The 15,838-nt window shown below is 60.1% G+C and carries 12 protein-coding genes; 5 read left to right on the top strand and 7 right to left on the bottom strand.

From position 1 onward, the window contains the following. Positions 1-476: 476 nt before the first annotated feature. Positions 477-1,346, bottom strand: a complete 870-nt coding sequence (locus tag AL755_RS02945) for a trypsin-like peptidase domain-containing protein (protein ID WP_150116988.1) — start codon at positions 1,344-1,346, stop codon at positions 477-479. 204 nt (positions 1,347-1,550) lie between these two features. Next, a complete protein-coding gene (locus tag AL755_RS23385) occupies positions 1,551-2,174 on the bottom strand; it encodes a hypothetical protein (protein ID WP_160318824.1) in 624 nt (207 codons plus the stop codon). A gap of 889 nt (positions 2,175-3,063) precedes the next feature. On the opposite strand from AL755_RS23385, the gene AL755_RS02935 reads away from it, so the two are divergent. Together AL755_RS02935 and AL755_RS02930 are read left to right on the top strand one after the other, a co-directional pair. Continuing rightward, positions 3,064-4,086 (top strand): DUF4192 domain-containing protein, encoded by a 1,023-nt coding sequence (locus AL755_RS02935; protein WP_054009628.1) that lies wholly within the window; start codon positions 3,064-3,066, stop codon positions 4,084-4,086. A 40-nt stretch (positions 4,087-4,126) separates the two neighbouring features. Continuing rightward, a complete protein-coding gene (locus AL755_RS02930; RefSeq protein WP_054009627.1) occupies positions 4,127-4,360 on the top strand; it encodes a glutaredoxin family protein in 234 nt (77 codons plus the stop codon). Between the two features lie 38 nt (positions 4,361-4,398). On the opposite strand, the gene AL755_RS24235 is transcribed toward AL755_RS02930, so the two are convergent. Next, positions 4,399-4,524, bottom strand: a complete 126-nt coding sequence (locus tag AL755_RS24235) for a hypothetical protein (RefSeq protein ID WP_272946687.1) — start codon at positions 4,522-4,524, stop codon at positions 4,399-4,401. 314 nt (positions 4,525-4,838) lie between these two features. Here AL755_RS24235 and AL755_RS23380 point away from each other — a divergent pair, with 314 nt between their 5' ends. From AL755_RS23380 to AL755_RS02905, 3 genes are all read left to right on the top strand, one after another. Beyond that, positions 4,839-5,183 carry a hypothetical protein gene (locus AL755_RS23380; protein ID WP_054009626.1) on the top strand — a complete coding sequence of 115 codons (345 nt, stop codon included), beginning with the start codon at positions 4,839-4,841 and terminating at the stop codon, positions 5,181-5,183. Further along, a complete protein-coding gene (gene mobF, locus AL755_RS02915; protein ID WP_150116986.1) occupies positions 5,150-8,731 on the top strand; it encodes a MobF family relaxase in 3,582 nt (1,193 codons plus the stop codon). Before AL755_RS23380 ends, mobF begins: the two co-directional genes overlap by 34 nt. 785 nt (positions 8,732-9,516) lie before the next feature. Further along, the gene (locus AL755_RS02905; protein ID WP_054009765.1) at positions 9,517-10,863 is read left to right on the top strand and encodes a hypothetical protein; all 1,347 of its coding nucleotides are present in this window, start codon (positions 9,517-9,519) and stop codon (positions 10,861-10,863) included. A gap of 11 nt (positions 10,864-10,874) precedes the next feature. Here AL755_RS02905 and AL755_RS02900 read toward each other — a convergent pair whose 3' ends face one another. From AL755_RS02900 to AL755_RS02885, 4 genes are read right to left on the bottom strand one after another with little or no spacing between them, the layout of a single operon-like run. Further along, entirely contained in the window at positions 10,875-12,113 is a 1,239-nt protein-coding gene (locus tag AL755_RS02900) for an ArdC-like ssDNA-binding domain-containing protein (RefSeq protein ID WP_054009622.1), read from the bottom strand. A 9-nt stretch (positions 12,114-12,122) separates the two neighbouring features. After that, positions 12,123-12,608 (bottom strand): hypothetical protein, encoded by a 486-nt coding sequence (locus AL755_RS02895; RefSeq protein ID WP_054009621.1) that lies wholly within the window; start codon positions 12,606-12,608, stop codon positions 12,123-12,125. 12 nt (positions 12,609-12,620) lie between these two features. Continuing rightward, complete coding sequence (locus AL755_RS02890; protein ID WP_054009620.1) at positions 12,621-14,432, bottom strand: type IV secretory system conjugative DNA transfer family protein; 1,812 nt, start codon at positions 14,430-14,432, stop codon at positions 12,621-12,623. Then, positions 14,429-15,643 (bottom strand): hypothetical protein, encoded by a 1,215-nt coding sequence (locus AL755_RS02885; RefSeq protein ID WP_054009619.1) that lies wholly within the window; start codon positions 15,641-15,643, stop codon positions 14,429-14,431. Before AL755_RS02885 ends, AL755_RS02890 begins: the two co-directional genes overlap by 4 nt. Positions 15,644-15,838: the final 195 nt, after the last annotated feature.

Genomic DNA, 15,838 nt, shown 5'->3' with positions numbered 1-15,838 from the left:
GTAAGGACGACTCGGGGTGGTTTTCCACACAGACCTCGAAGCGGCGGCTGGCTCATGCTGAGGCGTGAGCGAAGTTGGCTTGACGAAGAATAGATCGACTTTGTCTGCAACCTCAACCTCTCGTGGATGGAAATCATATGCGGCCAGCGGAAGGGCATCAGCAAATGTTGAGCCGGCCAGCGGGAAAATCCTGAAGCCCGATCCCGCTGTCAGGATTAGAGAGGCATCAGCCAGTTGCTTCGACGTTGTCAGCACGCTGACTGGCCAAGGTTCAGCTGCCAAGTAATTTGCGGAACCGCCAGCCAGGTTTTGACGGCAGCAACGAGGGCAGTCGCAGCTTCAGGTCAAGAGCTCCGTGTCACAGCGGCCAGATGAAACTTGCTCGTAGCAAGAAACCCGCGGCCGAGCGTCAGACTCCAGCCATCGCAAGCTTCTTTCAACGGGAGTCAGTACGGGCGTCCCGGGACAACGGTCGGTTATGCGAGTTCTTTTGGCTGCACTGTTTCGACAGACAGAGAAATCTCAATAGTTGCAAACAACTCGAAGACTGCTTCTTGGATGGCGCTGGTTTTGAACACAATTCCAAGATCTATCATGTCGTCAAAGGTGGCAACTCCGGTGTTGACCATCTGCACCACTCCGTTGACCTTGCGTGTATGCACAGCAGCAACGACACCCAGGAGCGCCATCCGTGTACCCAGATGGGCCGTTCCGTCACGGGTGGTGTACGTTCCACGGTCGAAGAGTACGACCGGACTGCCACTCGAACCGGGGAATACCGATGCATCAATTAAGAATGCAGGCAGACCGTTGTAGTTGTTGAAAATCGGGGTCGCGGTTTGCCCACGTCGTGCGATGGGCAGCTTAGACGCCTGGTCGAATAGGCCATTTGGATATCCAATCATCGTCACCTGTTCGATTGCATCGAGCGAGTTGGCGAAGTCTTCGGTTGCAAGATACTCAGGGGTAAAACCTCGAAAAAACGGGGCGGCACCATTGGCTTCCATCGCGGCTATGATGCTCTGGAAAAGCATGACGCCGATGTCGACGCCCGCGTCAGGGTGCCCTACCCACATCTGGGGTGTGAAGTCTGTAAGCAACATCCGCGTACCACCACCAGATGGTTGGTTCGTAGTCCCGACGGCAGGCATGGTGAAGGCAATTTGCATTGCCCCGGCGAGAACGTGCTTATTTGTGACTAGAACCGGCATCATCTGACCGTTGCCAGCGGGGTAGTTAATGATGAAGCCAGTTCCGGTGGACCCGCCTGTCGGGGTATCAGCTTCGATAAACACGGTCGTGAAGAAGAGTTGGTCCGCGATGGTTTCTACGAGAGGTCTTGACATGAGCAAAGCCTATGTCATTGCCGACCTTGGCTACCGGCGGCCAGTACCATGAGCGCTCCTTCCCAGTTACGCGGAGCGCGGCTTCACGCCCGTCAACAGTTCGGGCCGGCAGACCGGAGCCGGCCCCTGACACAGCAGTGGCCACACCGTTTCCATTGTGGCCACTGCGACGTGAGCATATGTCGGCTGCACTCTGTCGTGCCGTCAGCCTCCGTTGAGACGCCGGGCAGAGTCTGGAGTACCCGCCTCGAAACGATGGTATCGGGAAGATGAGTCGGACATCGACAGATGACTAAATGGGCTTAGATCGAAGCCTGCATGAGTCACCATACCAGTGCAGATGTCCTTGACGGTGTTCTCAATATCATCCATGCGTTCGCCCAGCGGCTTGTAGCCTTCAATCCATTGAACTTTTCCTGCGGTTGAAGAATGCCGATAGTCAAAAATTGGAATTAAGGCTTTTGCCCCGCTCCACTCTGCGATCTCAGGAAGGATTTCAGGGCGTGTGACGAATCGGATCTTGGTAGAGCGCAGGGGCTCCGCCGTGGTGAACGTCAGGACCGGCATCCGCCCAGCGAAGATATGTCCTTCCTCGGCTACGTGCTTCACAACCCGATCGACGCCGGCATGCAGGGTGAAGCCATTAGAAATACGGATACTGCCAACCCCGACATGCATCATGCGGTGCCTGTCGATGAGTGCCATCTCATTGAGCCAATACAACGGGCTGAGCAGTGGCTCCTGGGCCGCACCATAGGGAAATCTCCAATAGGGCTGATTTGATTCCAAGAACGATTCAGTCTCTTTGTCAAGGACCTTGGCCTTCACGGTCCTCCGCCCACTAAATTCCTTCAGGGATACTGCGATCGGGAACTCCATCAACTCCCCGCCCAGGGGAGGGAACCTACCTCCCCTGACGCCGGCGAGGGCATACAGTGCGTTATCCAATGCTGCTCGTTGCTGTTGGAGCCAACTACTGAAATACACCCCAAGCCGTGGAGGCACTGGCGACTCCACCTGGGCCATAAGACTGTACTCAAGATGGTCGTTTTGCTGAAGTGAAAACGTCCACGGCATCGATTGAAGATGCTGCGTCCATAAGTCCTGAAAGTAGATTCGTTGACGCCTGGCCACTTGGAGCCGAAGCAAAGTTCCCTGGAAAACAGTGTGTGGATCAATGACCATATACACCACACTAGATCCTGGCACCGACCGAATTTATCAAGCCCGCAGGGACCCCACTTGGCCTTGCCCAGTGATCCAGCATCTGTCATCCAGTCTGGAAAATCGCACTCTACCTACGATCCATGCGTCGAGTCATGTAGTAAAAGCTGGCTTGCCCTATGAACATAGGTGAAAGCAAATTGTCCGACGGCACGGCAGCATCCCCAGACTGCGATCGGTCAGCTCAAACGACCGCCCAAAGTCATGGACCACTATGAACACATGCCAAACCACGTTGTGCCTTCTGGTACCCCATCATCGCTGGGCGGGCCCTCCACGCAACCAGGGCGCTGCGCGCCGGCCCCTCCTCCAAAAATTCTTCCTCGGCGCTCCTGCGTCGCTTATTTCCTCGAAACTATTTTTGCCCCGTTCCCGGTACCCCAAGTTGCATTCCGGCCCCTAATACCCAGCGGTGATTCCTTTTACCAGAAGGCACCAACGGAGCAGACGGCCGCGAACAAGCAGCCACCGTTCACCGAAAAGGAGCAGGACAATGGAACCGATCAGAATCAGCAGCCCGGCCGATGCCATCAGCTACATGGGCCACAGCCTCGGCTACTGGCCGAAGGAAAGTCTCGTCTGCGTTGCCCTCGAGGGCAAGGCCCTCGGCCCGACCCTCCGCGTGAACCTCCCCTCCACCGATGACGTCAGCCACAGTTACACCGAGCGCGTTGCCCGCGCCGTCGGTATCGACCACGATGCCACCGCCGTCCTCATCGCCCTCTTCACCCACCAGCCATGGGGCACGGGCACCCCCAAGCCCTTCACGGCCGTGGTCCATGGGCTCAAGAGTCGGCTCGCGACTGCCGGGTTGCTCGTCCATGATGTATGGATCGTCGGCCCCGAATCCTTCGCCACGTACGACGGCGCCAACCCCGCCACGTGCGGTAAGGAAACCCCGCTGACTGCCATTGAGTCCAGCATGCTGCACGCCGAACTCGTCTATCAGGGCAGCCACATCGAATCCAGCGACACGCCCGCCATCCCTGAGTTGTTCGCCGCCGTCGACCACGACGCGGTCGATGCAGCGTTGCAAGACTTGGCCACCAACCCCGGCCAAGGCCTCCATGCGGCCTACCAGCTCTGGTCGGAACTCATCGACCACAGCGCCGAAGCCACCCACGAGCAGTTGGCCGAAGTCCTCGCCGGGCTGCAGTACGTCGGGCTCAGGGACCAGATCCTGGCCGACATGCCCGGCATCAACGAGCCCATGGCAGCCACCCTCTTCGGCGCCACGGAGCAAGCTCCTCAATGGGACCGGATCGACAGCTCCGAAAAGCTGCTCCGGCGGCTGCTCACCATCGCCGCCCCGGCCCATGTGGCAGCGCCATTGACGATGCTCGGGCTCATCTGCTGGTGGAAGGGTAAGGGAACGGCCGCCGGGAACTACATGCACGTCGCCCTGACGTTCGACCCCGACTACCATCTGGCCCGACTGCTGGACCAGATGCTCGGTGCCGGCGTCGTTTCCGGCTGGGCCCAACACAAGAACACCGCCTATCGGAGTCAGCACTAACAGCTCCAAGAATTTCGAAGAGAGAACTGAGGCAAGAGAAATGGACGTCGCCGTCTATGGCAAACCCGGTTGCCAGCAATGCAAGTTCACCTGCCAGTCCTTGGATCATGCCGGCATCACCTACCGTGCCGTCGACTTGACGATGAATGCCGCCGCCCTCGAGTACATCCAAGACCTCGGCTACTCCCAAGCCCCGATCGTCGTCGTCAATGACCACCACTGGTCAGGATTCAACCCCTCAGAAATCGAACTACTCCGGCTCGCCATCCAATAATCACCCTCAAGATTGAGATCCAGCGCCGCATGAAAACCTCATGCGGCACTCCCCTGCGCCACCACCATCCCACCAATTTTCCACTGCTCACCACCGTAATCAGCCCCCAACACCATGCCAATTTCCACAGCAATATCACCCCGCCAACCATGCTCCTGCAACAACCCAAAAATCCTTCACACGTCTGGCATCCAAGGACCTGTCCGTCGGTTTTTGGCACGACGGCCAAACACGTCGTTGATCACCTTTTGCCCCATGAACTGGCATGGAAACTACAACTTGCAGGCTCTGCGGAACCGTCTTTGAGCCGCGTCGCACAACTCAGAAATACTGTTCACCCACTTGCTCACGCCGGCACCGAGATCGAGAGTGGCGAGCCCGGCACCACGCCGACACTACCCAGACACTGCGAGCGCAGCTTGAATCTGCAGTCATCGAGAACCGCACCATCCTAGAAGCAACGACGGCCAGGTTTCAGATGCAGCTGGAGGCAGCAGAACGGAAGGCTCGGGACCGGCTAGCATTTCAGGCCAACCGGAATGAGCGGGAGACCGAGGTTCTACGCACCCGACTGCGGGACCTTGCGTCAATCAATGTCGATATTGCTTGTGAAGTCCCAGAACTGAAGGCCCAAATAACTGAGCTGCAGTTGGAAAATGCCCGGCTCATCCATAGCCAGCGCGCTGACTTCCAGGAACTCATGCAGATTGCTGGTCGCTTGCTTGAGCTGTCCTCACGCCTTGGCCTCCCGCTCGACAAGGCGACGAACGAGATCTTTCAGCGTCGTGGGTGGCGGACCAGCACTCTGGTACCCGAGCAATGACTGTCTCACTGTCCCGGCTGACGGCCACCACCGGGCTGAAATACCTCATCAAGACCACCATGCAGGATGACCTTATCAAGCCGCTCGGTGACGCCACTACCTACTACGTCAAAGCGGGGACACCAACTGGCAGATGGTTTGGCCGAGGTCTCGACGGCATCGGTCGGCGTCCGCATCAAGCGGTGACCGTGGCAGACGCCAAAGCCGTATTTTCACTCGCCCAGCATCCCGACACTCAGACCGTCCTTGGCCGACCCCACGGCCAAACAACAGTTGCCCACCGGAACGGTGAAGAACAACAGCGCCATGCTGTGGCCGGATTTGACCTCACATTCAGCGTACCCAAATCTGTTTCTGTCCTGTGGGCTCTCGCTGACAAAGACGTCCAGCAACAGGTCCTTGGAGCCCACCACCGCGCTGTGGATTCCGTGCTTGCCTGGCTCGAGGATCAGGTCATCCACACACGGACAGGGCGCAACGGGGTTGCTCACGTCGGCACAAAAGGTGCCATTGCGGCAGCATTCGACCATTGGGAATCCCGCGCCGGCGACCCACAACTTCATACTCACCTGGTCATCGCCAACCGAGTTCAACGCCGTAGTGACGGTGCGTGGACGACCGTCGACTCCCGAACGCTCTACAAAGCTGTCGTTGCCGCAAGCGAACATTACAACGGGCTGCTTCTGGACGAACTCAAGCGAGTTCTCGGCACAGAGGCAGACTTCCGGTCTCCCACGGACATGGGGCGCAACTCAGGTCTCGAATTGACCGGAATCGACCACGAACTCATCCAGGAGTTTTCCATTCGGACCAGACTCATCGACGCTGAAACAGACAGGCTTACCCAGGACTGGGTCAGCGAGCACGGCAAACGGCCCAGTGCCACCACCATCATCAAGCTCCGACAGATTGCCACGCTGTCGACCCGACAGCCCAAGGACGAATCGCCAAGGCCGCTAACAGAACTGCGTGCAGGATGGCAACAACGCGCCCTCGCCACGGGACAAAACCCACGGGCCGTCGTCGAGAATACGATCCAACGATCCAGGCAACGCCCCGTCAGATATTCAGATGTCTCCGTGGAATGGAATGATGCGGTCGCCGCCATGGTCAGGGATGGAGTCGCCCAGCGCAGGTCAACGTGGAACCGCTGGAACCTCCTTGCCGAGGCCGAACGCATCTGCGCCGGCATCCGCTGCGAATCCCTCGAGGATCGCCGCCGACTCATCGATTCGGTCACCGCAGCGGCCGAATCCCAATCTGTGTCGCTCAACGACACCCGCTACAGACTTCCTGCGAGTGCTGCACACGATCTGGCATACGCTGGCCAATCAGTCTTTGACTTCCACGGCGCCCGCCTCTACACCGATGCCAACACCCTGGCCAACGAACGATTCGTCGTGGACGCAAGGGACGACGCCGACGGGCCCTCCGTCCAAGTTGCTGCGTCAAGGGACAGACTCGCCAGCTACCGCCACCGGGCCAGCTACGGGCTCGCCCCGGACCAGCTCGCCGCAGCGGAATGCGTGTTGTCCAGCTGCAACAGGCTGGACGCCATCGTTGGCCCCGCCGGATCTGGAAAAACGACCACCATGGCTGCCATCAAGGCCGTGTGGGAACAAGCCCATGGTGAGGGCACCGTCGTCGGACTTGCCCCGGCCGCAGCCAGCGCAGAAGTCCTGGCAAAGGAACTCGGTATCACTGCGGAGAACGTCGCCAAGTGGCTCTATGAAAGCGTTGGACGAGGAGCGAGCAACCGTGCCGACCGATTCCACACACTTGAATCAATGCCACAAACCAGCCACACAGCCGTTGCAGCACAACTGGCAGCGCTGTCCGTCCAGCAGTCCCTCTGGAAGTTCATAAAAGACCAGCTCGTCATCATCGACGAAGCGTCCATGATCTCCACCATCCAACTCGCAGGCCTTGTCCTCCAGGCCCGAGACGCAGGTGCCAAACTCCTGCTGGTGGGCGATCCCGCCCAGCTCGACGCAATTGACGCCGGCGGCATGCTCGGCTGGCTGCACCGAGACGGCAAGGCCGTGGAGCTCACCACCATCCACCGCTTCACCCACAGTTGGGAGGGCCCGGCATCGCTCCAACTGCGAGAAGGCAACATCGATGCCGTCGACCTCTACACCGCACAAGAACGCATCCAGCACGGCGACTACACGGACATAGTTGAGAATGCTTACCGAGGATGGTCCGCCGACCTTCGTTCCGGCAAGTCATCCATCCTCATCGCCCCAGACAACGACACCGTTACCACCCTCAATGAGCGAGCCCACGCCGATCTCGTTGAATCGGGCCGCGTCGATGCCGAACACACCGTCACCCTCGCCGACGGCCTGACCGCCGGGCGCGGCGACACCATCATCGCCCGCAAGAACAACCGCGTGATGATCGACAGCAACGGCGAATATCTGCGCAACGGCACCCTCCTGAGCATCACCAAGCGGCCGCACAGGGACGGCAGCGTCACCGCCCTCCGAGTGGACACCGGAGCCACCATCAGACTCAACCAGGGGTACCTCGGCACCTCCGCCGAACTCGGATACGCAACCACCGCACACCGCGCCCAGGGCATTACCGTGGACACGAGCCACATTGTCCTGACGCAAGGCTGCCTCACCCGCGAGCTGTTCTACGTCGGCATGACCCGCGGCCGCAACAGCAACATCGCCTATGTGTGCGAGACTAATCCGGCCCTCGACGAACCACAGACGGGCTGGCCGACCACGGACTGGCGACAAATCCTCGGCGAAGTCCTGGCCGCTGAAGGAGCCGAGCGCACTGCCCACGAGGTGCGAGTGGCAGAAATCGCCAAGGGCGACACCCTCCAACGGCTTGCCACCGAGTACGACTATCTCGCACAGGTTGCCGCCTCTGAAAACCTGGTGTTGGCCATCGCCAAGGTGATGCCCGACGTCGTCACTCACCTACAGGAGTCGCCGTCCTGGGGCGCTGGGGTTGCCGCCTGGCGGCACACGATGGCCAGTAATCCAACTGGCGCCCAGCGAGCTCTGGAAGGCACCCTGAGGCATCCTGGCGACGCCCAGGACCACATGGCAGTCCTTCATGTACGCCTGCGCCAGATAGCCAGCAACGGCACCTTGAAGGGTCCTCCGGACGTCCTTGACGAGACTCTTTTCACCGAGCGTACCGATCTTGCAGACATGATCAGCCAGGTACGCGTCCGCACGATCAATCGCCGGGACCGAGTGGCCAGGGAAGCGCTGAGCGGTGGGGCTCCGTGGCTCCATCAACTGGAAACAACCCTCGGGCCTGCGGTCAAGCTCGAACGATGGGCTGCGGCTGTCAGCGATGTGGCAATCTTCCGTGACCGTTGGGAAATCACTACGTCCTCGGATCCTCTTGGCCCGGTTCCAGCTAGTTATGAATGGGAACAATCAGTGCAGCGGGAGTCCCTGCAACGGCGGATTCAGTTGCTGATCGAAAGCGCGTCCAGTTCGTTGGTGGAGGGTGCGCCCGCATTGCCCGCACCAATTGTGCATCAGCCCCTTATCCCTGTCGGGCCCACGCTCTAAGCTGGAAGTCGAAAGGAAGTCGTACGGTCATGAACCCAATGATCAGGCCATCAGTCGCCTCGGCGCCCCTCGTCATCTGGAGCGTTCTGATTGGTCTGTGTGCGCTATACATTGTTCCGGCAACTATCGCCAACTGGCCAGCGCCGCCGTGGCTGATAACAATCGCTACGCTATTCGTCGTAATCTTTGCAGTTCTGGCCCTTAGGTGGGTGCTCAAAGTCCGCCGTGCTCGGGTCTGGGATGTAAACGCACAACGTATGTGGCAGCAGTTTGAGGACGTTCGCCTCGCTGGCGGAACAACCACCGAAGTCACAGTCCTCAGTGTCCAAGAAGTACAACCCACAGGTGCTTGGGCAACCATCAATTGGAGCCAGTTCGGCTACACGCAACCGGCCTGGATCGAGGGAAAAGGCGGAACATATTGGCCAGGATCGGTCATACTCATCACACCCGACCCTGGGCAGGTCCACATTGGCCAGCCTTGGCCGCCGACCTACAGGATCGCCGAATCGGACTGCAGAGCCATCGCGCCAATGGTGGACTGGTGATGAAGCTCTACCTGCAACAGTTGGACCGCGCTTCGAACATCCCGGCCTGAGCATCCGTGGCTACATTGCCCATTTTGGTGCGATTCCAATGCAGGCTCAATCTCTCACTCAATCCGCCGGACCGAGGTGATGTCCGGCCCTTGCCATATGCTGATTGTGGTGCAGCGTATTGCGCCGGTTGGGAGTAGTTCCAGCCACTTTGAGGGAGCGATCCTCACGGTGCTAGAGGAGACTGCAGTGGATGATGCGATCGAGCTTGTTGGAGATGAAGATGGCGTGGCGCTCATTGGCGATCCGGCGGCAATCGACCGCTTTCTTGCTTCTGAAGGCTTGGGAGCCCGAGACCTCGGATTAACCCGTCTGAGTGCGGCAATAGGCGCCGGCGCCGGAGCCCTGCATGCTGGATCTGAGATCGCTGCGAACGCCGGCCGATGGGTCGAACTGACCGAAAAATCCGCCAAAGCGCTCAAGACCACTGAGCTGATGAAAGGCTCGGAAGCAGCCTTCAGCCGTACCGTCCTCATGAAGAACGGAAAGATCTCCGGCATCCTTGAAATAACTAAGGCCCCGTCAGGCCTCCTCACAAACCCTGCAGCCCTTACCAGCATTGCAGGCCTGATGTCCCAAGCCGCCATGCAGCAATCAATGGATGAAATCACCGACTATTTGGCACTCATCGATGAAAAAGTAGATGACATCCTTCGCGCCCAAAAAGACGCCGTCCTAGCCGAGATGATCGGCGTCGGGTTGGTGGTGGATGACGCAATTACCACGCGCGATGCGGTAGGGCGCGTATCCGAGGTTACATGGTCCAAAGTTCAGGGTTCCTCACAGACTGTTGCCAGCACCCAGATGTACGCCCTGCTTCAGCTGGATGCACTCGCGGAAAAGCTGGAGAAAAAGTCCAAGGTCAGTGATGTAGCAAAACTTGCTCAGGAAACGGAGCCCAAGGCACGAGAGTGGATTGCCGTGCTGGCCCGTTGCTTCCAACTCTATGATTCCCTCGCCGTCCTTGAACTGGACCGAATACTGGATGCGTCTCCTGAGGAGTTGGAAAGTCACCGAAACGGGCTCCGCATTGCTCGGCAGAACCGGCTTGAGCAAATCACATTGAGAACAGAGCAATTGTTGGCGCGGATGAATGATGCCGCTGGATGGGCTAACACCAAGGTCCTCCTTCACCCAACAACTGCACGTTCCGTGGTGCACTCCAGCAACAAGGTTGAACTTGCCCTGAACGAGTTCCACAACTGTCTGGGCATTGACGGTGGCCGGCAATCCGTCCAGGCCAAGACTTGGGTAGAGGCAGCAGCAGACGCTCGTGACAAGGTCATTGAAACTGGCTCCGACGGCGTTGAAGCAACCAGACGTCTCAGCAATGACGCACTCGGCCTAGCCAAGACCACCACTGGAAAAGTACGTGATACCGGAACCGACGGGGTAGACGCCACCAAGCGCTTCGGCACCGAGGCTATGGGGCGTGCACGTTCCATGAGCGACAAGGTGTCGATCGGAATCGCCGAGCGGCTGCTTCGGCGGGTCGAAGGCAACGAAAACCTCGAAGGGAAAGACAGAGAGAACTGACAATCGCTCAATCAGTAAGACGGGAGTCCGAAGGCTTTACCCGTTGGTCCCAGACCTCGAGCCGAGGTCGCATCAATTTTTAGGCTTGGTTGCGCGTTGATACCAGATAAACGGCCGCCGCATCCGGGCGCGCCAGTGCCTTCCACAATACTTTTCGAAGCTGAGGTCACACGGCCGAGGACCGATTTGGCGATGTCGGTCCGAGATAACAGCTTGCATCCGGCTGTTGGCGAAACGATTGAGTCGGCTTCAGCGGCGATGACGGCGTCGGCCCATCCAGCCAGGTAGCTGGAGGATTGGGGTCCTCGGTCAATGCCGTGAGCCTTCAGCACGGTGTACGCGACCGATTCCGCTTCGACCTCGGCAAGTCCACGGTGTTCGGCGCTGCTGCCGTAAAGCCGGCCGAGAGCATCATCGGGGCCGTGGAGCATGACGTGGCCGAGTTCGTGAGCGAGCACGGCCAGCCTGTCATCCAGTTCAATCCATTCCCCGACGCAGATTTGGTGCGATGTGAAGTTCGTGTAGCCACTGGCCAGAGAATGTTGGCTGTCAGATAGTTCCACGGCGAATCCGCGGCTTCCTGCGATCTCGACCAATGATGCCCACAATTCTTCGTGGTCGGCACCCGGATCCACTGCATGTTTGGCGTTGCCGCGTGGTACCAGCAGTGGCTCGCCCTCGGTCTGGGACACGTCGAAGACTGCCTGGCCCCGCCAGCCGACGATGCGAATCCGGCTACGGTCCGTAAGCTCACCCAGCGCAGCGGATGTTTGCGGCCCCGCCGCCTCAACATCTGTGTTTGTGTCTGCCCTGGCGGTGATCGGTGCGATGACCCAGAGGGCGTGTTCGCCCTTGAGCACATAGCGTCCGTGCCGTTGCCATTCTTTGTAGCCTGCTACCAACGTGGGTGGTTCCTTGCCGCGTTCCTGCATCTGGGCCATGAGCATGGCCGCGTTGCCGCCGGAGTAGCGCCACAGGGTGGCCGAGTTGTCGAGGAGTTTTTGCCATCTCCATGGCTCGTTGACGGCTTGGTCCAGCAGATCGACGAGCCCCTGTGTCAGCGCTTCGACTCGTTCTGCCGGTGCCAGATGGCTTGGTGGTGGCGCTATGTGGGGCTCCGCAACACCTCTGCCAAGATCAATATCGGATTCCAACGATTCTGCACTCATTGCCACTACCTCCACAATCACATCCGCTTGGTTCTTTTGCACCGGATACTTGTTCATGGTGCCGAGAGCGCTGAACAGCATGTTGAAACCTCAACCGTCTGAATCCGGAGCCCAGTTGGGGCGCCCAGGTCCATCCGAAGGCAGTGTCCTGCGTGCAGGATCCCTGTGCGCCTGAAGCCCCACGCATCCCGCCGTTCTGGTGTGTTCACGCATGCGATCGATGCTGGACGTGAGCCGCTCGTGGAACGTGATGGGACCGAACCCGCCGTCGTCCTCGGTGTAGGAGGCCTGCTCAGCGCGTTGAAGCCCATAGAGCTCGGCAACGATGTCGCTGTGCTTCCACCAGCAGTCCGGGATCACGGAGGTGGGCAGATGGTAAGTGTCCACGAGCCATTGGACCCAATGGCCCAGGTGCTTCCAAACCGCTTCTGCCGTGCGCGGGTCCATGTCCCGCCACCGGTAGGTCACGGGAAGACGGCCTGAGCGCCTGCCTTCGGTGGAGCCGAACAGCATCGCAGCAAACTCGTCCTCCGCTCCCCCGCCTACCGTGTATTCAAAGGATTCTTCCTCGTCCATGGTTGTCTCCTCTCAACTTTCCAGATCGGTGTTCAGGCTTGCTGCCTGCCGAAGCCGGTGGCCGGCTGCGAGCTCGCGTTCTGTTTCTTCCTTCGAGACGCCCAGTTGAGCGGCGTCTTTACGCTTGTGCCATTCCGTCAGATCCAGCAGGATGGGGCGGGTGCGCCGGCCAAGCATGATTGCCGTTCCTGCCGGAAGCCGCCGGATCTCATGCAGAGGGATGACCGGCGACTCTCTGATTTGCTCACCGTCCTGCCGCCCCTGGGATGACCAGGAACGGGTGTTGACCGTGGTGCTCCGTTCGCCAATCAATCCAGCCAGGGCACGCAGGTCCCGCTCGTCGGACCCGCCACCGAAGATGACCTTGATGATTGCCGCGTCCCAGATGGTTGCTGCTTCGTCAATCGACCAGCCAGAACGTGCCTGGGACAGGGATTGGAGAACCACGATGGTGGAAATGCCGATCCCGCCGCCGTCGGATAGCACCACCGGCAGGCCTGGCCAAGGCGAAAGGTTCGCTATCTCATCCAGAATCAGGGAGAGCGGCGGGTCGAGCCGGCCGCCCGGCGCGACAAAGGCCATCTCCCTGGCTGCATAGTCAATGTCGTCAATCAACGCGGAAAGATAGGGCCCGGCAGCAGCAGCGCCCGACTTGGTGCCGATCAGGTACAGCGTGCCTCGTTGCCGAATGAATTCCTTCGGGTCGAACTGCTCTGCCTCGCCGTGCGGGTCAAGCGCTGCCAGGACCTTCGGCGATGACAGAGGCGCGACGGCGGCGCTGACCCCGATCCACGAGTTGGACGTGTTGCGGGGGTCATCGTCGATAATTCCCAGGAGATCGGCTTGCCAGCCCAGTGCGGCTTCCGGCCGGTCCAGAAACGCAAGTGCTTCCATGGCCAAAATCGGGCTGGATGACCACCGTCGGAATACCCTCACGCCGTCTCCGGACAGTGCCGCTGCGTGCAACAGACATTGAAGGACGATGACGGCGCGTTTCTGCCACGCGGCGTTCTCTCCCTTGAATTCAGTGTCCGCCGTGATGACCAAGGCCCGGCGGGTGGCTATGTCTGGGTCTTCGCAGCCTCGGACCGGCGACCACCGCAGCGTTGTGGGCAGTCCCGACATGCCTTGCGGGTCAAACACCGTCACCGGACGTCCCCCAGAGGCCCGCGCCCTCATGGTCACAACGAGGTTGTCGGCCCTGGTGGAAGTAGTAACGACCGCCCCGGGTGCATCCAGAATGGCATTGATGATCACGTACAAGCCTTTGCCGGAGCGCGGCGCGCCCTGAATGACCATGGATTCTTCCGTGGACACATGGACAGTCGCCCCTCGTGACCGGCCAACGGTCCAGGAGACTTCCTCAATCCGAGGCTTTGCCAGTCCCGGTCGGGTGAACTTCCCTCTCTTCACAACGGCCCGCGCGCCAAAGTCACGCACCACTTCTGCCCGGCGGGCGACACCGTCACGGCTGAGAATGTCCTTTCTCAACCATGACCCGGATTGCCGCCACACACGCCACAGGAAATATCCGGCCGCCACAAGAATCACCAGAACTGCGAGCGCGGGGGCGACGATCAGCCACACAGATCCGATGTTGACGGAGCATTGGCCGGGCGGATCTACAATCCACTTCAGCTGTCCTGCGAACATCCCGATTCCGGCGGAGGGGCTGAACGTCCAGGACGCGGCGGCGTGGCATTCCCAGCCGACCACTGCGGCTGCGGCGCTTTGGACGAAGAAGCAGAATCCCAGGTAGGCGGCAGAAGCTATCAGTGCGGCACTCAGGAGGGGGTTGCCGTCATCGAATCGGCGCGTCATCATCGCATCCCCTCGTCGGTGCCGAAGACGGCCATCTCATCCGTGGTGATGCGGTTGGCGACAATGAACGAGCGGTTGCCAACCTTCCACAGCCCCATGCCCTTGGGCAGATTCTCGACATGCTCGCACTCGGCCTCGGTGAGCCCCAGGGCGTCTTTGGTCAGCCTCATGGCGTCGTGCTTTTGCCGGTAGATGATGCGGGTGTCCGCCTCCGTCAGCAGGCCCAGCGCCTTTTGCCGCAGTCCGCTGCTGCCGTCCCCAATCTCGTTGAGATCAGCGACCTTGTGCATGATCAGCAGGTTGGCGATCCCATAGGTGCGCGCCAGCCTCCACTGCTCGCTCATCTTGGCGAGCATGTACGGGTCGGCCAGCATCCGCCAGCCCTCGTCATAGACAACTATCCGCTTGGCACCGTCTGGATTCGTCACGGCCGCTTCCAGCCACGTCGCACCACACGCAGCAGCCAGAGACAGTGCCTGTTCCGAGGCCCCGATCAGTGCCGAGGTGTCCATGACCATGATGGGCGCATCTGCATCGAAGGCGACCGTCGATGGTGCATCGAACATGCCCTCAAGGTCACCTGCCACGGTGCGCCGCAGTGAATGTCCGACGCCGGTCCCACCGTCACGCCCGACCAGTGCCACTGTCGCTGGGGTCGGGTTGAGCAGGTACTGCAGGACCATGGGAAGTGTCGGCGTGCTGTTGGCCGCCACTGCATCAGTCAGTGCCATGTCCAGTGCGGTGTGTTCCACCGGGTTCATGGGCTGGCCCTGCCGCATCAGTGAGACCAGGGCAACCAACAGATGCCGGCGTCGCTGCCGGACTACTGCCAGCCACTGTTCGTCTGAGAGCAGCTGGGACCGTGCACCGGCATCAAGCGGGTTGACCCGAGCCGGCTTGCCCGGCCCCACGGAAATGACTTTCCCGCCCAATGCTTCAGCGACAGGAACCCACTCCCCCTTGGGATCGGAAGCCACCGCAGCCTTGCGGCCAAGCGTCACCGACCGGGCGACCAAGGATTTGCCGCACATGGACTTCCCTGTGCCAACAGTCCCGATCACCACGATGGAGGGCCCACTGATCACCCCTTTGTCGTACAGGATCCAAGGGTCGTAAGAGAATGCGCCGGAACCAAACACGTCGGTGCCGATGTAGGTGCCTTCATGCCCCAGCCCCGACTCCGTCAAGAAGGGATAGGCCGCGGCAAACGTCATGGTTGATGCCCTGTGCGGTGCAGGCCGCAGCCGGTGCGGTCCACGTAACGCCGACGGCTCCCGTTTTCCCCAGTCACTCTGCGAGCGCGACCGAGTGCCGTCTTCTACAGGGTGGGCGATGCGTTCCCACAGGGAAGGCTGAGGTGGGCTGGACGGCGAACCTTCGCTCCGCCGTCGTGCGTCTCTTTCATAACG

This window comes from Arthrobacter sp. ERGS1:01, from assembly GCF_001281315.1.
In the GTDB taxonomy this organism is placed as follows: Bacteria; Actinomycetota; Actinomycetes; order Actinomycetales; family Micrococcaceae; genus Specibacter.
The sequence above is the reverse complement of the archived record's forward strand: the minus strand, read 5'-3'. Positions and strand labels throughout refer to the sequence as shown.

What these genes read in the sequence shown, in the direction of transcription:
- AL755_RS02945 (WP_150116988.1), bottom strand. Translation starts at nt 1,346, where the DNA reads ATGTCAAGACCTCTCGTAGAAACCATCGCGGACCAACTCTTCTTCACG.
- AL755_RS02935 (WP_054009628.1), top strand. Translation starts at nt 3,064, where the DNA reads ATGGAACCGATCAGAATCAGCAGCCCGGCCGATGCCATCAGCTACATG.
- AL755_RS02930 (WP_054009627.1), top strand. Translation starts at nt 4,127, where the DNA reads ATGGACGTCGCCGTCTATGGCAAACCCGGTTGCCAGCAATGCAAGTTC.
- AL755_RS23380 (WP_054009626.1), top strand. Translation starts at nt 4,839, where the DNA reads ATGCAGCTGGAGGCAGCAGAACGGAAGGCTCGGGACCGGCTAGCATTT.
- AL755_RS02900 (WP_054009622.1), bottom strand. Translation starts at nt 12,113, where the DNA reads ATGCTGTTCAGCGCTCTCGGCACCATGAACAAGTATCCGGTGCAAAAG.
- AL755_RS02895 (WP_054009621.1), bottom strand. Translation starts at nt 12,608, where the DNA reads ATGGACGAGGAAGAATCCTTTGAATACACGGTAGGCGGGGGAGCGGAG.
- AL755_RS02890 (WP_054009620.1), bottom strand. Translation starts at nt 14,432, where the DNA reads ATGATGACGCGCCGATTCGATGACGGCAACCCCCTCCTGAGTGCCGCA.
- AL755_RS02885 (WP_054009619.1), bottom strand. Translation starts at nt 15,643, where the DNA reads ATGACGTTTGCCGCGGCCTATCCCTTCTTGACGGAGTCGGGGCTGGGG.